General features: G+C 72.8%; 17 protein-coding genes. 8 read left to right on the forward strand and 9 right to left on the reverse strand.

The features are described from left to right. Positions 1-82: 82 nt before the first annotated feature. Together cobT and ASC82_RS11585 are read right to left on the reverse strand one after the other, a co-directional pair. A complete protein-coding gene (gene cobT / locus ASC82_RS11580) occupies positions 83-1,159 on the reverse strand; it encodes a nicotinate-nucleotide--dimethylbenzimidazole phosphoribosyltransferase (protein ID WP_056645427.1) in 1,077 nt (358 codons plus the stop codon). A 46-nt stretch (positions 1,160-1,205) separates the two neighbouring features. Then, positions 1,206-2,408, reverse strand: a complete 1,203-nt coding sequence (locus ASC82_RS11585; RefSeq protein WP_056645430.1) for a bifunctional adenosylcobinamide kinase/adenosylcobinamide-phosphate guanylyltransferase — start codon at positions 2,406-2,408, stop codon at positions 1,206-1,208. A 91-nt stretch (positions 2,409-2,499) separates the two neighbouring features. Here ASC82_RS11585 and ASC82_RS11590 point away from each other — a divergent pair, with 91 nt between their 5' ends. After that, a complete protein-coding gene (locus tag ASC82_RS11590) occupies positions 2,500-2,706 on the forward strand; it encodes a hypothetical protein (protein WP_024758380.1) in 207 nt (68 codons plus the stop codon). Between the two features lie 58 nt (positions 2,707-2,764). Here ASC82_RS11590 and ASC82_RS11595 read toward each other — a convergent pair whose 3' ends face one another. The 3 genes from ASC82_RS11595 to ASC82_RS11605 all read right to left on the reverse strand — a co-directional run bounded on the left by ASC82_RS11595 (position 2,765) and on the right by ASC82_RS11605 (position 5,399). Then, on the reverse strand, positions 2,765-3,823 hold the full coding sequence (locus tag ASC82_RS11595) for a trypsin-like peptidase domain-containing protein (RefSeq protein ID WP_056645433.1): 1,059 nt from the start codon (positions 3,821-3,823) through the stop codon (positions 2,765-2,767). Positions 3,824-3,933: 110 nt separating this feature from the next. Next, positions 3,934-4,668 (reverse strand): methyltransferase domain-containing protein, encoded by a 735-nt coding sequence (locus tag ASC82_RS11600; RefSeq protein WP_347336076.1) that lies wholly within the window; start codon positions 4,666-4,668, stop codon positions 3,934-3,936. 125 nt (positions 4,669-4,793) lie between these two features. Then, entirely contained in the window at positions 4,794-5,399 is a 606-nt protein-coding gene (locus ASC82_RS11605; protein ID WP_056645436.1) for a DUF3043 domain-containing protein, read from the reverse strand. Between the two features lie 270 nt (positions 5,400-5,669). Here ASC82_RS11605 and ASC82_RS11610 point away from each other — a divergent pair, with 270 nt between their 5' ends. The 5 genes from ASC82_RS11610 (at position 5,670) to ASC82_RS11630 (ending at position 12,466) form a co-directional block, all read left to right on the forward strand. After that, positions 5,670-6,470: a PspA/IM30 family protein gene (locus ASC82_RS11610; protein WP_024758383.1), complete on the forward strand. Its 801-nt coding sequence runs from the start codon at positions 5,670-5,672 to the stop codon at positions 6,468-6,470. Positions 6,471-6,501: 31 nt separating this feature from the next. Continuing rightward, positions 6,502-6,780, forward strand: coding sequence for a hypothetical protein (locus ASC82_RS11615; RefSeq protein WP_056645438.1), 279 nt, complete (start codon positions 6,502-6,504; stop codon positions 6,778-6,780). Between the two features lie 415 nt (positions 6,781-7,195). Further along, entirely contained in the window at positions 7,196-8,434 is a 1,239-nt protein-coding gene (locus ASC82_RS11620; protein ID WP_056645441.1) for a sensor histidine kinase, read from the forward strand. Further along, entirely contained in the window at positions 8,431-9,120 is a 690-nt protein-coding gene (locus ASC82_RS11625) for a response regulator transcription factor (RefSeq protein ID WP_056645444.1), read from the forward strand. Before ASC82_RS11620 ends, ASC82_RS11625 begins: the two co-directional genes overlap by 4 nt. Positions 9,121-9,298: 178 nt before the next feature. Next, positions 9,299-12,466 carry an efflux RND transporter permease subunit gene (locus tag ASC82_RS11630; protein WP_056645447.1) on the forward strand — a complete coding sequence of 1,056 codons (3,168 nt, stop codon included), beginning with the start codon at positions 9,299-9,301 and terminating at the stop codon, positions 12,464-12,466. Positions 12,467-12,538: 72 nt separating this feature from the next. Here the strand turns inward: ASC82_RS11630 and nadA are convergent, their stop codons facing one another. Further along, positions 12,539-13,720: a quinolinate synthase NadA gene (gene nadA, locus ASC82_RS11635; protein WP_056645450.1), complete on the reverse strand. Its 1,182-nt coding sequence runs from the start codon at positions 13,718-13,720 to the stop codon at positions 12,539-12,541. 235 nt (positions 13,721-13,955) lie between these two features. Between nadA and ASC82_RS11640 the strand changes: the two genes are divergently transcribed. Beyond that, positions 13,956-14,312: an iron-sulfur cluster assembly accessory protein gene (locus ASC82_RS11640; protein ID WP_056645451.1), complete on the forward strand. Its 357-nt coding sequence runs from the start codon at positions 13,956-13,958 to the stop codon at positions 14,310-14,312. Positions 14,313-14,412: 100 nt separating this feature from the next. On the opposite strand, the gene ASC82_RS11645 is transcribed toward ASC82_RS11640, so the two are convergent. Both ASC82_RS11645 and ASC82_RS11650 read right to left on the reverse strand, forming a co-directional pair. Beyond that, entirely contained in the window at positions 14,413-16,017 is a 1,605-nt protein-coding gene (locus ASC82_RS11645) for a hypothetical protein (protein ID WP_056645454.1), read from the reverse strand. Between the two features lie 79 nt (positions 16,018-16,096). Further along, the gene (locus tag ASC82_RS11650; RefSeq protein ID WP_056645456.1) at positions 16,097-16,303 is read right to left on the reverse strand and encodes a hypothetical protein; all 207 of its coding nucleotides are present in this window, start codon (positions 16,301-16,303) and stop codon (positions 16,097-16,099) included. A gap of 176 nt (positions 16,304-16,479) precedes the next feature. On the opposite strand from ASC82_RS11650, the gene ASC82_RS11655 reads away from it, so the two are divergent. Continuing rightward, complete coding sequence (locus ASC82_RS11655; protein WP_024755617.1) at positions 16,480-17,454, forward strand: carbohydrate kinase family protein; 975 nt, start codon at positions 16,480-16,482, stop codon at positions 17,452-17,454. 31 nt (positions 17,455-17,485) lie between these two features. On the opposite strand, the gene ASC82_RS11660 is transcribed toward ASC82_RS11655, so the two are convergent. After that, the gene (locus ASC82_RS11660; protein WP_056645462.1) at positions 17,486-18,883 is read right to left on the reverse strand and encodes a cysteine desulfurase/sulfurtransferase TusA family protein; all 1,398 of its coding nucleotides are present in this window, start codon (positions 18,881-18,883) and stop codon (positions 17,486-17,488) included. Between the last annotated feature and the right edge of the window lie 439 nt (positions 18,884-19,322).

Raw genomic sequence — 19,322 nt, forward strand, 5'->3', positions numbered from 1 at the left:
TGCGGAGACGCCGGAGGCGGTCACGCGCGCGTCGCGCGTGACCGCCCCGGAGTCGACGATCCCGTCTTCCCGCTTCTCCCCGTCAGAGCTCGGGAGCCACCTCGGCGTCCGGAGTGGTCGGATCCGGTCGCTCGGGCAGCTCCGCGGCGAACGCCGCCGCGGCCCGGACGAGGGGAAGCGCGAGCAGTGCCCCGGTTCCCTCACCCACATGGACGCCGTGATCGAGGAGAGGGTTGAGCGCCATCCGGTCCAGCGCCTTCGCCTGCGCCGGCTCCCCGCTCACCTGACCCGCGAGCCACCAGTCCGGCGCGCGGAACGCCGCCCGCTGCGCCACCAGCGCGCAGGCCGCCCCGACCACCCCGTCCAGGATCACCGGCATCCGCCGCACCGAGGCCTGGAGCAGGAAGCCCGTCATCGCCGCGAGGTCCGCGCCGCCGACCGCCGCGAGCAGCTCCAACTGGTCGCCGAGCACCGGCCGCGCCCGCCGCAGCGAGTCCCGGACCGCCGCGCACTTGCGCATCCACGCCAGGTCGTCGATCCCGGCACCGCCCCGGCCCGTCACCACGGAGGCGTCCGTCCCGCACAGCGCCGCGATCAGCGTCGACGCCGGGGTCGTCCCGCCCACGCTCAGATCCCCGAGCACCACCAGATCGGTGCCCGAGTCGGCCTCCTCGTCGGCGATCGCGATGCCGAGCCGGACCGCCGCCTCGGTCTCCTCGACCGTCAGCGCGTTCTCCACGTCGATCCGGCCGCTGCCGCGCCGCACCCGGTGCCGCACCACATCGGCCGGCAGCAGCTCAGGCTCGCAGTCCAGACCGGCGTCCACGACCCGCACCGGCACGCTCATCGAGCGGGCGAGCACCGCGATCGGGCTCGCCCCGTCCAGGACCGCGCGCACCAGCTCGTGCGCGGTGCCCGGCGCGCGGCCCGACACGTCGAGCGAGGCCACCCCGTGGTCGCCGGCGAAGAGCACCACCTTCGGCTGGTCGATCGCCCGCACCTTGACCGTGGCCTGCGCGGCCGACAGCCACTCGCCGAGCTCGTCGAGCCGCCCGAGCGCCCCCGGCGGCACGGTCAGCCGCTCACGGCGCTCCTCGGCGTCACGCCGGATCCCCCCGTCGGGGCGCTCGATCAGATCGGAGAAGTCGTCCAGGTTCACGCGTTCCGCCTTGTGACAATCAGCGAGGGCCATCGGTGTTGGCACCCTACCCGCGCAGCACCAGCGCCTGACCGGCGACCACGAGGAGGACCTCCTCGCACTCGTCGGCGAAGGCCGCGTTCAGCCGGCCCAGCTCGTCACGGAAGCGGCGCCCCGCCGCCGTCGCCGGCACCACGCCCGAGCCGACCTCGTTCGTCACCGCGACGACCGTGCGGCGCGTCGCCCGCACCGCCGCGACCAGCTCCGCCGTCCGCTCCCGCAGCGCCGACTGCCCACCGTCCGCCCACCGCTCGTCGTCCCAGGCGCTCACCCGGTCCATGGCGTCCGTCAGCCACAGCGACAGACAGTCGATGAGGAGCGCCGGCCCGTCCTCGGCGAGCAGCGGTACGAGGTCACAGGTCTCGGCGGTACGCCACGCACCCGGCCGCCGCTCCCGGTGCAGCCCCACCCGCTCCGCCCAGTCCGGGTCGCCCTCCCGGGTCCCGCTCGTCGCCACGTACAGGACCTCGGGGAAGGTCTCCAGACGCCGCTCGGCCTCCACGGACTTCCCCGACCGGGCCCCGCCGGTCACCAGCGTCCGCCGGGGCACGTCCGGCACCTCGTGGTACTCGCCCACGTACAGCGTCGTCCCGTCCGGCACCGCCCGCGCGCCCGCCGCCGCGAGCCGCCGGTCCAGCGCGGCCCCCGTCGGCATGTCGTGGTCCAGATGGACCGCGATCACCTCGGTGGCCGGACCGACCGCCCCGGTCGCCCGCAGCCGCGCCAGCGCGTCCGGGCGGCCCGTCACATCGGCGACGACCATGTCGTACGGCACGCCCCCGTCCTCCGGAAGCCCCGCGGGAGCCCCGCCCGGCGGCAGGTAGAGCAGCCGCTCGCCCTCCGCGGAGGTCACCTCGTAACCGGTACCGGGGGAGTCCATCGGCACCGCCCGCACCCGGTGTCCGCTGATCAGCGTCAACTCCCGGCCGTCCGGCACCCTTCCGGCCGTCGGCAGCCCGGCCGGCACCTCCACGGCCGGCCCGTCGTGCGGATGCGTGAGCAGCACCTGCCGCACGCCCACGAGCGAATGGCCCGAACGGGCCGCCGCGAGCGCGGCCCCCGGGGTGAGATCGAGCAGCAGGGCCCCGTCCACGAGCAGCGCGGTCGCGGCCCGGGCGCGGGTGCCGCGGGAGAGCGCGCAGACGGCGCAGGGGCAGTCGGGGCGGGGGAGCCCGAGGGGGGCGCCGGTGCCGAGCAGAGTCAGTTCCACCCTCAGATCCTCCCGCGCCACCGCGAGGCGTGCGCGCCCGGCTACGCTGCGGGCAGGAAACCGATCATCCGGTGAGCGCCTGGAGGCGGACATGGCATGGACGTGGCGGTTCGAGAAGTCCGACGGCACGGAGGTCGAGCCGGTGGTGACTCCCGAGGAGTTCACCACCCAGGGCGACGCCGAGAGCTGGATCGGAGAGCACTGGCGTGACCTCCTGGGCGGCGGCGCGGACCAGGTGACGCTCTCGGAGGACGGCGCCAAGATCTACGGCCCGATGCCCCTGGACGCGGAGGGCTAAAGCGCGGCGACGGGAAGGGGTGCGGGGGCCAGGCCCCCGCACCCCTTCCCCGTCCGCCCTACAGCTCGCCGAGCGTGACGTCCGCCTTGCGCGTCTCGGTGCCCCGGACGTAGGTCGTCGTCACCTTGTCACCCGGCCGGTGCGAGGCCAGCGCCTCCGACAGCGAGGTGATCGTCGTGATGTCGGTGTCGTCGAGCCGCGTGATCACGTCGCCCGGCTTGAGCCCCGCTTTTCCGGCCGCCCCGTCCGCCGGGGCCTCGACCACCGCCACGCCCGCCGGCTCGTAGTCGTCGCTCAGGACCGTACGGCCGGTGATGTCGAGGGCCGCCCGGCCCGAGTCCGTGACCTTGCCGTCCTTGATGATCTGGTCCGCGACGATCCGCACCATCGACGCCGGGATCGCGAAGCCGATGCCGGCCGCCGCGCCGCCGCCCAGCTCCGGGTCGGCCGCCGCGAGCGTCGGGATGCCGATGACCTCGCCGTCCAGGTTCACCAGGGCGCCCCCGCTGTTGCCGGGATTGATCGCGGCCGACGTCTGGACCATGTTCCCGATGGTCGCGCCCGTCCCGCCACCGGTCCGGCCCTCGCTGACCGTGCGACCGGTCGCCGAGACGATGCCCTGGGTGACGCTGCCGGACAGCCCCAGCGGGGAGCCCATCGCGAGGACGATCCGCCCCATGTCGACGGCTGCCGAGTCGCCGAACCTCGCCGCCTTCAGCCCCTGCGGCACGGTGTCCATCCTGATCACCGCGAGGTCCTGCTCCGGATACGAGGAGACGAGACGGGCCGTCACCGGCCGCCCGCCCGTGGCGGCCGTGACCTCGAAGGTCTTCTCCTGGCCGACCACGTGCGCGTTGGTGACGATGTGCCCCTTGTCGTCGTAGACGACCCCGGAGCCGAGGCTGCTCGCCGCGTCGATCTGGACGACCGACGGCAGGACGTCCTTGATGACGGCCCGGTAGTCGTCCTCGAGTTCGTTGGCGGCCAGGGGAGCGGCCGCCTGGGTGGAGCGCTCGGGCGCGGGCGCGTCGCCCGCGGCCGAGCAGCCGCCGACGAGCGCGACGGCACAGACCCCGGCGGCCAGGGGGAGGAGGCGTCGGGCACGCGAGACATCCATGTCCGGAGTATCGGCTCGCCCCCGCGGCCGGGCCCGGTGAGCGCATCCGATCAGGTACGGGCGCTCACCCGGGAGCCGGGCCGTGCTTCGCCTGACACGCCCCCGGGGGCTCAGCCCCGTACGCCGCACAGGTGCAGCAGCGCCGCGATCCGCCGGTACGGCTCCGTGCGGCCCGCTCGGTCCTCGGCGGCGAGTAGCCGGTCCAGCTCCTCCGCGGCCGGCAGGCCCGTCTCGGGCGGGATGCCGTCGGTGAAGACCCGCACCCCGTACCAGGCGTGCAGCGGCGCCGCGATGCCCGCGAGCGTCGCCGTCAGCGCGTCGAGCCGGTCGGCCCGCACCTTCACGCCGTTGTCGTCGGTGTAGACATCGCTGTCGAAGCCCGCGAGGGCCCCGGACCAGTCGCCCGCGAGCCCCGGGCGCATGGCGAGCGCCTCGCCGTTCCGCACGACGAGGGAGAGCAGACCACCGGGCGCCAGCATCCGGGCCAGACCCGCGAGCAGGGCGTCCGGCTCGTCCGCGTACATGAGCACGCCGTGGCAGAGGACCACGTCGAAACTGCCGGGCAGGAAGTGGACGCCGGTCTCGCGGCCGTCGCCCTCGATCATCCGGACCCGCTCGCGGATTCCGGCGGGCTCCGTCGCCAGCGACTCGCGCGCCGACTTCAGCAGCTCCGGGTCGGCCTCCAGGCCGGTCACGGTGTGTCCGGCACGGGCCAGGCGCAGCGCCTGCGTGCCCTGACCCATGCCCGCGTCGAGGATCCGCAGCCGCTGCCCCACGGGGTAGCGGCCGGATATCTGCTCGTCGAGCTGGCGGGCGATGACCTCCTGCCGGATGGTGTCGCGCAGCCCGCCGTACCCGGCGGGCCAGTGCACGACGGCGGGCAGCACGGCGCCGCCCGTCGCCGACGCGTCCATGCCGAAGGCACGATCAGCGGGCTGAGCGTGCCCGTCGAGGCCCGAGCTGTCGGCGCTCAGGGCCGCTCTCCGCGCTTGACCTGCGGCTTCGGGAGCCGCAGTCGGCGCATCTGGAGCGTACGCATGAGGCCGTAGGCCACGGCGCCGCGCTTCGGCTCGTTCGGGAAGCGCTCGTTCAGCTGCTTCTTCAGTCGGAGCCAGATGCCGATCGAGTCGATCACGATCAGGATGATCACGCCGAGCCAGAGCAGCAGCGAGATGTTCTGCAGCGACCGGTTGGCGTTCCCGAAGAGCGACAGCACGAGGATCACCACGGCCATCGGCAGGAAGAACTCGGCGATCGCGAAGCGCGAGTCGACGAAATCGCGCACGAACTTGCGCACCGGGCCCTTGTCGCGGGCCGGCAGATAGCGCTCGTCGCCGCTCGCCAGCGCCTCGCGCTGCCGGGCCAGGTCCGAGCGACGCGCCTCGCGCTGACGCTTGGCGGCCTCCTTGCGGTCGGTCGGCACCGTCGCGGCGCGCCGACGCTGGGTCTGCGCTTCGCTCCGCTTCGGTGTCGGGCGGCCCTTCGGGGCCTCGGGGTCGCGGGGCTGAGTGGTGGAAGGGTCCGCCGTCACCTTGTCGGTGGGGGCCTTCTCGTCCTTCGAACGGCTACGGAACACAAAACCCAAGGGTACGGGGTGGTGGGCATGGACCCCAGCCCGGGCGGGAACGATCCGCTAACGGACTGCGTCTACGGCGGTACGTACGGAGGACGCGCGGGGTTTCCCCTAGATCCATCTACACCCTGGGCGGGAGGAAGCCCGCGCGCAGTCGTCCTTGGGGAGGAGCGCATCGCGCTCCGAACAGTGCGGTAATGGAGACAGGGCCCGTACTGTGGACCTGTTGGAGAGCTGGAGCCGAAGTCCGTCAGAAGGGGGCGCGCGAAGCCCATGAGCGGTGTCATGAAGCGTATGGGGATGATCTTCCGCGCGAAGGCGAACAAGGCCCTTGACCGGGCCGAGGATCCGCGCGAGACGCTCGATTACTCCTACCAGAAGCAGCTGGAGCTGCTGCAGAAGGTGCGGCGCGGCGTGGCCGACGTCGCCACCTCCCGCAAGCGGCTCGAACTCCAGCTGAACCAGTTGCAGGGCCAGTCCGCCAAGCTGGAGGACCAGGGCCGCAAGGCGCTGGCGCTCGGCCGCGAGGACCTGGCGCGCGAGGCGCTGTCCCGGCGCGCCGCGCTCCAGCAGCAGGTCAGCGACCTGGAGGTGCAGCACCAGACGCTGCAGGGCGAGGAGGAGAAGCTGACGCTCGCCGCGCAGCGCCTCCAGGCCAAGGTCGACGCCTTCCGCACGAAGAAGGAGACGATCAAGGCCACCTACACGGCCGCCCAGGCCCAGACCCGGATCGCCGAGTCGTTCTCCGGCATCTCGGAGGAGATGAGCGACGTCGGTCTCGCGATCCAGCGGGCCGAGGACAAGACCGCCCAGCTCCAGGCCCGCGCCGGCGCGATCGACGAGCTGCTCGCCTCGGGCGCCCTCGACGACCAGTCCGGGCTCGCCAAGGACGACATCCAGGCGGAGCTGGACCGGCTCTCGGGCGGTACGGACGTCGAGCTGGAGCTCCAGCGGATGAAGGCCGAGCTGGCCGGAGGCCCGTCGGCGCAGCAGCAGGCGATCGAGGGCGGCGGCGAGGCCGCGCCGCAGGACCGTACCCAGCAGCAGCAGTCCCACCCGCGGTTCGAGAAGTAGCCGCGCGAGCGGCGGACAGACAGGACGCGTCATGATCGTACGGATCATGGGGGAGGGCCAGTGGGAGCTGGCCGACAGCCACTTCGTCGAGCTGAACAGACTCGACGACGAGCTGCTCGACGAGATGGAGTCGGGGGACACCGAGGGCTTCCGCCGCACGCTGGGCGCCTTGCTCGAAGCCGTCCGCCGGCTCGGCGAGCCGCTCGCGGACGAGGCCCTGGAGCCCTCGGAGCTGATCCTCCCGGCTCCGGACGCGAGCCTGGACGAAGTCCGCGAGATGCTCTCGGACGACGGCCTGATCCCGGGCTGAGGCCCGCACAGGACCACCCGTGTCCCCTCGCCCCCTGCCGGGGCCGGGGGACACGGTGCTTTCCACCCGGCGCCGGGGTCGGGGGAGGCCGTCCTCTCGCCTCCCGGGCCGGGGCGGGGCGCAGCGCTCTCGCCTCCAGGCCCGGGTTGGGGCACCGGGCTCCCGACTCCCGGCCTGGGTCGGAACCCAGCGCTCCCGCCTCCCGCCTCCCGACTCCCGGCCCGGGTCGGGGCACAGCGCTCCCGACTCCCGGCCCAACCCGGGACCCAGCACTCCCGCCTCTCCGCCCAACCCGGGACCCAGCACTCCCGCCTCCCCGCCCGGCCCGGAACCCAGCGCTCTCGCCCGCCGCCGAGGCGGGACGGGGACACCGCGCTTTCCCCCTCGCGCCGCTTTCCCCGTACCGTTCTGCGACGTGACCCCCACCGGCCCCGCCACCGGCACCCTCTACGCCCGCCTCCGCGACTGGTTCCGCGCCCGTCCGCTGGCGTTCGACGCGACGATCGCGTGCGGCACGCTGGTCTGCATGGTCGCCGGGTCGTTCACCGACCCGCACGGCAGCCCGAGCGGGCCGACCTTCGGCGACCGCACGCCCGACGTGTGGAGCGTGCTGATCATGGTCCTCGGGGCCGCCGCGCTCGTGCTGCGCCGCCGCAGGCCCTTCGCGGTGCTCTGCTTCACGGTCACGATCTGCCTCGTCGAGCTCGTCAACGACAACCGGCCCGCCCCGATCGCCATGAGCGCCGTCGTCGCGCTCTACACGGTCGCCTCCCGCACCGACCGCCCCACGACCTGGCGCGTCGGACTCGCCACGATGGCGATGCTCACCGCCGCCGCGATGATCTTCGGCCCGACCAACTGGTACGCGCAGGAGAACCTCGGCGTCTTCGCCTGGACCGGCATGGCGGCCGCCGCCGGGGACGCCGTCCGCAGCCGCCGGGCCTTCGTCGACGCCATCCGCGAGCGCGCCGAGCGGGCCGAGCGGACCCGCGAGGAGGAGGCCGGGCGCCGGGTCGCCGAGGAGCGGCTGCGGATCGCCCGCGACCTCCACGACGTCGTCGCCCACCACATCGCCCTGGTCAACGTCCAGGCCGGCGTCGCGGCCCACGTCATGGACAAGCGCCCCGACCAGGCCAAGGAGGCCCTCGCGCACGTCCGCGAGGCCAGCCGCTCCGCACTCGACGAGCTCCGCGCCACCGTCGGGCTCCTGCGCCAGTCCGGCGACCCCGAGGCACCCACCGAGCCCGCACCCGGCCTCGCCGTCCTCGACGGACTCCTCGACAGCTTCCGCAAGGCCGGCCTCCCCGTCGCCCTGGCCCGCACCGACGGAGACCTGCCCCTGCCGGCGACCGTCGACCTGGCCGCGTACCGGATCGTCCAGGAAGCCCTCACCAACGTGCGCAAGCACGCGGGACCGGACGCCGAGGCGGAGGTGAGCGTCGTCAGGGTCGGCCGTACGGTCGAGATCACCGTCCTCGACAATGGCGCCCCGCAGACGGGTGCCCCCGCCGACTCCGGCGGCCACGGCCTCCTCGGCATGCGCGAGCGGGTCAGCGCGCTCGGCGGCAGCCTGACCACCGCGCCCCGCTACGGTGGCGGCTTCCGGGTGCAGGCGATACTGCCCGTGACGACCCGCACGGGGGAGGACGCATGACGATCCGGGTACTGCTCGCCGACGACCAGGCCCTGCTCCGCAGCGCCTTCAAGGTCCTCGTCGACTCCGAGGCGGACATGGAGGTGGTCGGCGAGGCCGCCGACGGCGCCCAGGCCGTCGCCCTGGCCCGCACCGAGCGGCCGGACGTCGTCCTCATGGACATCCGGATGCCGGGCACCGACGGCCTCGCGGCGACCCGCGCGATCACCGCCGACCCCGAGCTGTCCGCCGTACGCATCGTCATGCTCACCACCTTCGAGGTCGACGAGTACGTCGTGCAGTCGCTGCGCGCCGGCGCCTCCGGCTTCCTCGGCAAGGGCGCCGAACCGGAGGAGCTGCTCGGCGCGATCCGCATCGCCCACGCCGGCGAGGCACTGCTCTCCCCGGCGGCCACCAAGGGCCTGATCGCCACCTTCCTCGCCCAGGGCGGCGGGCTCGAACCCCTCACGGCCGGCGACCGGCCCTACTCCGAGCGGCTCGCCGCGCTCACCGCCCGCGAGCGCGAGGTCCTCGTCCTCGTCGGCGGCGGCCTCTCCAACGACGAGATCGCCGAGCGGCTCGACGTCAGCCCGCTCACCGTGAAGACGCATGTCAACCGGACCATGGCCAAGCTCGGCGCCCGCGACCGGGCCCAGCTGGTGGTCACCGCGTACGAATCGGGCCTGGTACGTCCAAGGGTGGAGTGACCGGAGGCTCCGGCGTACTCCAGGCGCGGTATGCGCGGGATAAGGATGTGCACCCGAGGGGCGAGGATTTCCGGCCCCCGATGGCGGATCGTGTAGCCGGGGGGCACCTCCGGCGGATCGAGGCCGGGGTCTTGGCTGCTCCCGCCTGCCGACGAGTACGCCACAGAAGAGAGACCCCATGTCCTGGCTGTCGAGATTCAGCCTCGCGCAACGGGCCCTGATCGGGCTGATGTCCATCGTCGCGATCGTGTTCGGGGCGATCGCGATACCGCAGCTGAAGCAGCAGTTGTTCCCCTCGATCGAGCTCCCCATGGTCTCGATCCTCGCCCCGTACCAGGGCGCCTCTCCCGATGTGGTCGAGAAGCAGGTCGTCGAACCGCTGGAGAACAACCTCAAGGCCGTCGACGGCCTGAAGGGCGTCACCTCCACCGCCTCCGAGGGCATGGCCGTCGTCATGGCCTCCTTCGACTACGGCGACGAGTCGACGAAGCAGCTCGTCGCCGACGTCCAGCAGGCCGTGAACCGGGCCCGCGCCCAGCTGCCCGACTCCGTCGACCCGCAGGTCGTGGCCGGCTCGACGGACGACATGCCGACCGTCGTCCTCGCGGCCGCGTCCGACAAGGACCCGCAGGCGCTCGCCGACCTCCTGGAGCGGACCGTCGTGCCCGCCCTCGAAGGCATCGAGGGCGTCGGCCAGGTCTCCGTCAGCGGCGTCCAGGACCTCCAGATCTCCGTCGTCCCGGACGAGCGGAAGCTCGCCGCCGCCGGACTGAACTCGATGAAGCTCGCCGAGGCGCTCCGCTCCGGCGGCGCCACCATGCCGGCCGGCTCCTTCTCCGAGGCCGGCAAGAGCCGCACGATCCAGGTCGGCGGCGGCTTCACCTCCCTGCGGCAGATCGAGGACCTGCGGATCCCCTCGGCCACCCCCGGCAAGGGCAAGGCGGTCCGCCTCGGCGACGTCGCCACCGTGAGGCAGGAGGAGTCGCCGAGCGTCTCCCTCACCCGCACCAACGGCAAGCCCAGCCTCGCCGTCATGGCCACCATGGACAAGGACGGCAGCGCCGTCGCCATCTCCGACGCCGTCGAGGAGAAGCTGCCCGAGCTGCGCCGCGACCTCGGCGCGGGCGCCGAGCTGACCGTCGTCTCCGACCAGGGCCCGGCCGTCGCCAAGGCGATCTCCGGCCTGACCACGGAGGGCGCGCTCGGCCTCGTCATGGCCGTCCTGGTGATCCTGGTCTTCCTGACCTCGATCCGCTCGACCCTGGTGACCGCGGTCTCCATCCCGCTCTCGGTCGTCCTGGCCCTGATCGTGCTGTGGACCCGCGACCTCTCGCTCAACATGCTCACCCTGGGCGCCCTCACCATCGCCATCGGCCGGGTCGTCGACGACTCGATCGTGGTCCTGGAGAACATCAAGCGTCACCTGGGCTACGGCGAGGAGCGACAGACCGCGATCGTCACCGCGGTCCGCGAGGTGTCCGGCGCGGTCACCTCCTCGACCCTCACCACCGTCGCCGTCTTCCTGCCGATCGGTCTGACCGGCGGCATGATCGGCGAGCTGTTCGGCTCGTTCTCGCTGACGGTCACGGCGGCCCTGCTGGCCTCCCTGCTCGTCTCCCTGACCGTCGTCCCCGTTCTCTCGTACTGGTTCCTCCGCGCCCCCAAGGGCACCTCCGAGGACCTGGAGGAGGCCCGCAGGCTGGCCGAGGAGAAGGAGGAGAAGAGCCGTCTCCAGCGCCTGTACGTGCCCGTCCTGCGGTTCGCGACCCGGCGCCGGATCATGAGCCTCGCCATCGCGCTCGTCGTCCTCGTCGTCACCTTCGGCATGGCCCCGCTCCTGAAGACGAACTTCTTCGACCAGGGCGAGCAGGAGGTGCTCAGCATCCAGCAGGAGCTGGCGCCCGGCACCAGCCTGAGCGCCTCCGACGAGGCCGCGAAGAAGATCGAGAAGGTCCTCGCGGAGACCGAGGGCGTCAAGGACTACCAGGTCACCGTCGGCTCCTCCGGCTTCATGGCGGCCTTCGGCGGCGGCACCGGCTCCAACCAGGCCTCGTACAAGATCAGCCTGGAGGACTCCGACGCGTACGAGAAGACCCGCGCGTCCATCGAGAAGTCCCTCGCCGCCCTCGACGGGATCGGCGACACCACCATCGCGGCCGGCGACGGCTTCGGCAGCCAGGACCTGAGCGTGGTCGTCAAGGCCGCCGACGCGAAGGTCCTGGAGCAGGCCTCCGAGCAGGTCCGCGGGGCGATCGCCGGGATGAAGGACGTCACCGACGTCCAGAGCGACCTGGCCCAGTCCGTCCCGCGGATCTCCGTCAAGGCCAACGCCAAGGCGGCCGACGCGGGCTTCGACACCGGCTCGCTCGGCGCGATCGTCGCCCAGGCCGTCCGGGGCACCCCGGCCGCCAAGGCGATCCTCGACGACAGCGAGCGGGACGTCCTCATCACCTCGGCGAAGCCCGCCACCACCCTCGCCGAGCTGAGGGCCCTGCCGCTCGGCCCGGTGAAGCTGGGCGACGTCGCCACCGTCGAGCTGGTCCCCGGGCCGGTCTCCATGACCCGGATCGACGGCGCCCGCGCGGCGACGATCTCGGCCAAGCCGACCGGTGACAACACCGGCGCGGTGAGCGCCGCGCTCCAGAAGGAGATCGACGCGCTCGACCTGCCCGAGGGCGCCACCGCCAGCATCGGCGGTGTCTCCGAGGACCAGAGCGAGGCCTTCACCAACCTGTTCCTGGCGATGCTCGCGGCCGTCGCGATCGTCTTCATGCTGCTCGTGGCGACCTTCCGCTCGTTGATCCAGCCGCTGATCCTGCTGGTCTCGATCCCGTTCGCGGCGACCGGCGCGATCGGTCTGCTCGTGGTCACGGACACCGCGATGGGCGTCCCGGCGATGATCGGCATGCTGATGCTCATCGGCATCGTCGTGACCAACGCGATCGTCCTGATCGACCTGATCAACCAGTACCGGGCGCAGGGCCTGGGCGTCGTCGAAGCGGTGATCGAGGGCGGCCGGCACCGGCTCCGCCCGATCCTGATGACCGCCCTGGCGACGATCTTCGCCCTGCTGCCGATGGCCCTCGGCATCACCGGCGAGGGCGGCTTCATCGCCCAGCCGCTCGCCGTGGTCGTGATCGGCGGTCTGGTCACCTCGACGCTGCTGACGCTGCTGCTCGTCCCGACGCTCTACGCGATGGTGGAGCTCCGCAAGGAGCGCCGCGCGAAGAAGAAGGCGGCGAAGAAGGACGCGAAGGCGGCCGGGAAGAAGGGCGAGCAGGCGGAGATCCCCGAGCAGGGGAACGTCAGCCCGCTGGACGCCACCCTGCTGGACGTCCTCGACTGACCCGCTGACAAGCCGGAAGGGCGCCCCGCGAGCTTCGCGGGGCGCCCTTCCGGCGTACGTATCGGCGAATCGTTACGGCAGCGCCAGCATCCGCTCCAGCGCGAGCTTGGCGAAGCTCTCCGTCTCCTCGTCGACCCGGATCTGGTTGACGAGGTTGCCCTCGGCCAGCGACTCCAGGGTCCACACCAGGTGCGGCAGGTCGATGCGGTTCATCGTCGAGCAGAAGCAGACCGTCTTGTCGAGGAAGACGATCTCCTTGTCCGGGTGCGCGTTGGCCACGCGCCGGACCAGGTTCAGCTCGGTGCCGATCGCCCACTTCGAGCCGGCCGGGGCCGCGTCCAGGGTGTTGATGATGTACTCGGTCGAGCCCACGTAGTCCGCGGCGGCGACGACCTCGTGCTTGCACTCCGGGTGGACCAGGACGTTCACGCCCGGGATCCGCTCGCGGACGTCGTTGACCGAGTCCAGCGAGAAGCGGCCGTGCACCGAGCAGTGCCCCCGCCACAGGATCATCTTGGCGTTGCGCAGCTCCTCGACGGTGAGCCCGCCGTTGGGCTTGTGCGGGTTGTAGAGCACGCAGTCGTCCAGGGACAGGCCCATGTCGCGGACGGCGGTGTTCCGGCCCAGGTGCTGGTCCGGCAGGAACAGGACCTTCTCGCCCTGCTCGAAGGCCCAGTCCAGGGCGCGCTTGGCGTTCGACGAGGTGCAGATCGTGCCCCCGTGCTTGCCGGTGAAGGCCTTGATGTCGGCCGAGGAGTTCATGTACGAGACGGGCACGACCTGCTCGGCGACGCCGGCCTCGGTCAGCACGTCCCAGCACTCGGCGACCTGCTCGGCGGTGGCCATGTCGGCCATCGAGCAGCCGGCCGCCAGGTCCGGCAGGACGACCTTCTGGTCGTCGGTGGTGAGGATGTCGGCCGACTCGGCCATGAAGTGCACGCCGCAGAAGACGATGTACTCGGCCTCCGGCTTGGCGGCGGCGTCGCGCGCGAGCTTGAACGAGTCGCCGGTGACGTCGGCGAACTGGATGACCTCGTCGCGCTGGTAGTGGTGGCCGAGCACGAAGACCTTGTCCCCGAGCTTCTCCTTGGCAGCGCGGGCGCGCTCCACGAGGTCCGGGTCGGAGGGCGACGGCAGGTCGCCCGGGCACTCCACGCCGCGCTCGCTCTTCGGGTCGGCCTCGCGGCCGAGCAGGAGCAGGGCGAGCGGCGTCGGCTGGACATCCAGGGGCTGGGCGGTGGTCACGACACGCACCCTTTCTTCGGTCTTCGGGACAAACCTTTTCGTCGAAATGACGCTATCTATCATAACCGCTTCACGTCACGTTGACGATGTCCATAGTGTCGATGTGACGAATTCGCCGTCCGCGTTCCTGGACAGGGTGTGCGAGCATGAAAGAGGAAACACCCCACGCGGCCCGGAATGAATCCGGGGCACCGGCGGTTACCCCGTCGGTAAGCAGTCTCCGTACACACCGGGAGAGAAGCAGATGTCCGTATCGGACGAGAAGACCACTGTCAGCGACGGCATCCTCCTGTCCGACGCCGCCGCGGCCAAGGTCAAGGGCCTCCTCGAGCAGGAAGGCCGCGAGGACCTGGCCCTGCGCGTCGCCGTACAGCCCGGTGGCTGCTCCGGCCTGCGTTACCAGCTGTTCTTCGACGAGCGTTCGCTCGACGGCGATGTCGTGAAGGATTTCGACGGCGTCAAGGTCGTCACCGACCGCATGAGCGCCCCGTACCTCGGCGGTGCCTCGATCGACTTCGTCGACACCATCGAGAAGCAGGGCTTCACGATCGACAACCCGAACGCCACGGGCTCCTGCGCCTGCGGCGACTCGTTCAGCTAAGCAGCACCAGCACGAACGCGAGGGCGGCGGTCCGGGGTATCCCGGGCCGCCGCCCTCGCGCGTACGCCGACGCCGATCAGCGATTCGGAAGGTCGGTGGTTCAGCGGCGCGGCACGGCCTCGCCGCTCGCCCCGTCGACGACCGGCCGGTCGCCCAGCGGCGCATCGAGCGTCACCGTCTTCACCACCTCGACCGCCATGGCGATGCACGCCCGGCCCGGATCGATGGGCGTCTCCTTCACCCGCACCGTGACCCGGTCCGCGCTCTCCCGCGCCGTCACCGTGTACTCGCTGCACACCCCGCCCCAGAAGGTGACGGTCAGCTTCCGGCCGTCTCCCTCGGTCTTGAAGGACTCGACCTGCCGTGCGGGAGCCGTGCCCTCGTCGGGCTCCGGCGTCGGCGCGGGCGACGGCTTCGCCGGCGGCACCAGGTACTCGGGGGCCACCGCCGTCTGCGTCACCGTGTACGGCGCCGCGTCCGCGGGGTCCGCCGTGAACAGCCACGCCGGTACGAGCAGCCGCTCGCCGGCCACGTCCTGAGCGGCCAGACCGAACACCGCGCGCGTCACCGGCACCTGGTCCGGCGGCGCCATGTCCACGATCGTCTGGCAGGGCGCACCCGGAGCGCTGGACCCGGTGCGCGGCTCGCCCGGATCGGGCCTTCCGTCGGCCGGCTTCCCCGAGTCCGGCGTGTCGATCGCCTTCCCCGAGTCCGACACCCCGCCGTCGGGCTTCCCGGGCTCCGGAACCCCGGCCGGCGGGTCCGTGGCGCAGCCGCCGATGCCGATCGGGCCGGTGCCCTTCGAGGCCTCGTTCAGCTCGGCGAGTGCCTTCTCCGCCCCGATCACCGGGTACGTGTCGCTCTTCGGCGGCTCCTTGAGCATCCCGCTCCCGGCGACCGGCCGGCCGTCCGGCCCGATGTGGAGCCCCGTCGACCAGCCGTAGGTCGGCAGCCCGCCCACCACGGGCTCGGCGTTGACCACCCGGACCGAGCCGTTCATCACCTGCGTCGCCGACACCTTGGCGTCGTCCTGGCCGATCGCCTTCAGCACGGGCGCGGCCGCCGCCTTCGCCGCAGCCTCGCTCACCGGCGAACCGCCGGGGGAGGGCTTCGTCTCGCCCGGCGGCGGGCACGCCTTGCCCTTGAGGCAGCTGTCGCCGGCCGGGCCGCCGTCGTACCAGGAGTACGTCCAGTTCCCCGGCGCCTTCCGCGCCACGTCGAGACGGGCTCCGGAGCCGTCCTTCTCGGGGCGGATCGTCCAGACCTCGCCCACCAGGGCGGGGCTCCCGGAGATGCCCAGCGCTTCGGCCAGCCTGGTCACCTCCGCCGAGGTGACCAGGCCCTCGGGCCGGTGGACCGCGGCCGAGGAGGGCCCCTGGGGGAGGGGACCCTTGGCTTGGTAGACGGTCCCGTTCGGGCCGCCGCCGGGGTCTGGCTCGCCGGGCGCGATCCCGGGACCGTCGCCCGTACCGCCGTCCGAGCCGCCGCCGGCGTCCGTCCCCGCGCTCCCGCCCTCCAGGCGGAGCGGCGGGGGCGAGGCCGCCTTGTCGGCCAGGCTCTCGGCCCCGGCCGGCGTGCCCTCGCCGGGCGCCGTCGCGGCGACGGCGAGGTAGACCCCGCCTCCTCCGGCGAGCAGGACGCCCGCCGCCACCGAGGCCGTGAGCAGCCTCCGCCGCCTCCGACCGTCGTTCTCCGTACCGCTCACGGCATCGCTCCTTCGGACCCTGGCATCCCTGCGGGAAGACACCGGTGGGACGGAGCGGGCGGGCGGACGGTTCCGTCCGTCAGCCGCCGTACTCGGCGGTGGCGTCGATCAGCCGCGCCGAGGCGGCCGGGACGACCACCCCGTGGATCAGCGCGGGGGAGACCGGAGAGGGTGCGGGAGAGACCGGGGTGACCCAGTGGGGGGCCATCCGAGCGCTGTCGCCGCACAGCTGGGCGAGGCTCAGCTCGGACTCGTGTCGCTCACGGGGAGCGGGGTACGTGGTCATGGCCGCACCGTATGCATCGCACCGCTCCGGAGAAAAGGCCTACTCTGGGGTAGTTTCCACTGTTCGGCAGGGGCGCCCCCACCCGGTAGCGTGAACTGTCGCCCGCCCGTCGCCCACCATCACCCTTCAGTCGAGCGCTTCGCGCGCCCTATCGATTTCCGCAGGAGCACCCCGCCGTGCGTATCGCAGTCACCGGCTCCATCGCCACCGACCACCTCATGACCTTCCCCGGAAGGTTCGCCGACCAGCTCGTGGCCGACCAGCTCCACACGGTGTCCCTCTCGTTCCTCGTCGACAACCTCGACGTCCGCCGGGGAGGTGTCGCGGCCAACATCTGCTTCGGCATGGGCCAGCTCGGCAGCCGCCCGCTCCTCGTGGGCGCCGCCGGCTTCGACTTCGACGAGTACCGCGCCTGGCTCGACCGCCACGGCGTCGACACGTCCTCGGTGCGGATCTCCGAGGTCCTGCACACCGCCCGCTTCGTCTGCACCACGGACAAGGACCACAACCAGATCGGCTCCTTCTACACGGGCGCGATGAGCGAGGCCCGGCTGATCGAGCTCAAGGCCGTCGCCGACCGCGTGGGCGGCCTCGACCTGGTCCTGATCGGCGCCGACGACCCCGAGGCGATGCTCCGCCACACCGAGGAGTGCCGCTCCCGGTCCATCCCGTTCGCCGCCGACTTCTCGCAGCAGATCGCGCGCATGGACGGCCAGGAGATCCGCACCCTCCTCGACGGGGCCACCTACCTCTTCTCCAACGAGTACGAGAAGGGCCTCATCGAGTCGAAGACGGGCTGGACCGAGGCGGAGATCCTCTCCCGCGTCGGCCACCGCATCACCACCCTCGGCTCGCGCGGCGTCCGCATCGAGCGCGTCGGCGAGACCCCGATCGAGGTCGGCTGCCCCGAGGAGACGGCCAAGGTCGACCCGACCGGCGTCGGCGACGCCTTCCGCGCCGGCTTCCTGACCGGCCTGCACTGGGGCGTCGGCCTGGAGCGCGCCGCCCAGATCGGCTGCATGCTCGCCACGCTCGTCATCGAGACCCTGGGCACGCAGGAGTACACCCTGCGCCGCGCCAACTTCATGGACCGCTTCACCAAGGCGTACGGCGACGAGGCCGCCGCCGAGGTCCAGTCCCACCTGGGCTGACGCCCCCCTGGCGGGGTGCGGCGGGCGGCCCTCAGGCCACCCGCCGCACCACGTACGCGACGCCGCCCCGCTCCGACGGCTCCTCGCCCACGTACTCCTGGCCGCGCATCTCGCACCAGGCCGGGATGTCGAGGCGGGCCGCCGCGTCGTCGGCGAGGACGGTCACCGTCCCGCCGACCGGCACGTCGCCGATGACCTTCGCCAGCTCGATCACCGGGATCGGGCAGCGCCGGCCGAGCGCGTCCACCACGAGCGAGCCGGCACCGGCCGCCGGGACCGCGGCCGCGGCCGCCGGGGCGCCGAGCCGCTCCCGTACTCCCGCGACCACCCCCGGCAGCACGTCGAGGAAGCGGTCCACGTCCTCCGCAGTGGTGCCGGCCGGCAGCGACACCCGGACGTTCCCCTCGCTCAGCACCCCCATCGCGCGCAGCACATGGCTGGGCGTCAGCGTCGAACTCGTACACGACGAACCGGACGAAACGGAGAAACCCTCCCGGTCCAGCTCGTGCAGCAACGTCTCTCCGTCGACATAGAGACAGGAGAACGTGACGAGATGGGGGAGCCGGGCCACCGGATCGCCCACGACCTCCACGTCCGGCACCAGCTCCGGCACCCGCGCCCGGATCCGGTCCACCAGATCCCGCAGCCGCGCCGCCTCGGCAGCCGCCTCCGCCCGGACCGCCCGCAGCGAGGCCGCCGCCGCCACGATCGCCGGCAGGTTCTCGAAACCGGGCGCCCGCCCCGACTCCCGTTCGTCCGTGGGGCCTTGGGGGGCGAACCGGACCCCCTTCCGTACGGCGAGGAGCCCCACACCCGCCGGACCGCCCCACTTGTGCGCGCTCGCCGCGAGCAGCGACCAGCCGCCCTCCACCGGCCCCCAGCCCAGCGACTGGGCCGCGTCCACGAGCAGCGGCACTCCCGCCGCCCGGCAGGCCTCGGCGACCTCCGCGACCGGCTGCTCCGTCCCCACCTCGTGATTGGCCGACTGGAGACACGCCAGGGCCGTCCCCGAGTCCCCGGAGCCGAGCGCCGCCGCGAAGACGGCCGCGTCCACCGCGCCGGACCGGCCCACCGGCACCTCGGTGACCGAGCCGCCCGCCGCCGCGTGCCGCTCGGCCGCGTGCAGGACGGAGGAGTGCTCGACCGCCGAGACGACGAGACCGCTCCCGACACGCCGACGGCCCGCGAGGGCCCCGGAGATTCCCGCGTGAACCGCGCGCGTCCCCGAAGGAGTGAACACCAGCTCGTCGGGGCGGCACCCCACCGCCTCCGCCGCGGCCTCCCGCGCCGCGTCCAGCAGCAGCCGGGCCCGCCTGCCCTCCCGGTACAGCCGGGCGGGATCGGCCCACCCCTCGTCCAGCGAGGCGAGCAGCGCCTGGCGGGCGACGGGGTGCAGGGGAGCGGCGGACGCGGCGTCGAAGTACGGCATCCGCCCACGGTAGGGCCTGGCCCGCCCGTACTCACAAGGCCGCCCCGGGGCCGCTCCCGCCCGTCCTCACAAGGCCGCCCCGGGGCCGCTCCCGCCCGTCCTCGCGGGGCCGCCCCGGGGCCGCCCGTGCCCGCCCGGACGACACGCCCGACGCGCCCGGCCCGCCCATCCGTCCATACGTCCGCCCGCTCCCCGTGAGTCCTCGTCAGAAGGGCTGCCCGGTACGCCGACAGACGGCCGAACGGGCGTGTGGGACCCCCCTCCGGAACCGCCGAGTCCACCCCTTCGGGGACTCGGACGGCGCGTTGGGCACCCTCCCCGCGCGACCCCAAATAGCGTCCAGTAGGGTTTGGTCCGCATAAACATCCAAACCCCTGCCCGCGGCCGGGGCGGCGACCGACCAGCGAGACGGACGGCCGTGGCCGACCAAACGCGGGCC

The organism is Streptomyces sp. Root431, from assembly GCF_001426585.1.
Taxonomy (GTDB): domain Bacteria; phylum Actinomycetota; class Actinomycetes; order Streptomycetales; family Streptomycetaceae; genus Streptomyces; species Streptomyces stackebrandtii.

What these genes read in the sequence shown, in the direction of transcription:
- ASC82_RS11590 (WP_024758380.1), top strand. Translation starts at nt 2,500, where the DNA reads ATGGCATGGACGTGGCGGTTCGAGAAGTCCGACGGCACGGAGGTCGAG.
- ASC82_RS11595 (WP_056645433.1), bottom strand. Translation starts at nt 3,823, where the DNA reads ATGGATGTCTCGCGTGCCCGACGCCTCCTCCCCCTGGCCGCCGGGGTC.
- ASC82_RS11610 (WP_024758383.1), top strand. Translation starts at nt 5,670, where the DNA reads ATGAGCGGTGTCATGAAGCGTATGGGGATGATCTTCCGCGCGAAGGCG.
- ASC82_RS11615 (WP_056645438.1), top strand. Translation starts at nt 6,502, where the DNA reads ATGATCGTACGGATCATGGGGGAGGGCCAGTGGGAGCTGGCCGACAGC.
- ASC82_RS11625 (WP_056645444.1), top strand. Translation starts at nt 8,431, where the DNA reads ATGACGATCCGGGTACTGCTCGCCGACGACCAGGCCCTGCTCCGCAGC.
- ASC82_RS11630 (WP_056645447.1), top strand. Translation starts at nt 9,299, where the DNA reads ATGTCCTGGCTGTCGAGATTCAGCCTCGCGCAACGGGCCCTGATCGGG.
- ASC82_RS11640 (WP_056645451.1), top strand. Translation starts at nt 13,956, where the DNA reads ATGTCCGTATCGGACGAGAAGACCACTGTCAGCGACGGCATCCTCCTG.
- ASC82_RS11650 (WP_056645456.1), bottom strand. Translation starts at nt 16,303, where the DNA reads ATGACCACGTACCCCGCTCCCCGTGAGCGACACGAGTCCGAGCTGAGC.
- ASC82_RS11660 (WP_056645462.1), bottom strand. Translation starts at nt 18,883, where the DNA reads ATGCCGTACTTCGACGCCGCGTCCGCCGCTCCCCTGCACCCCGTCGCC.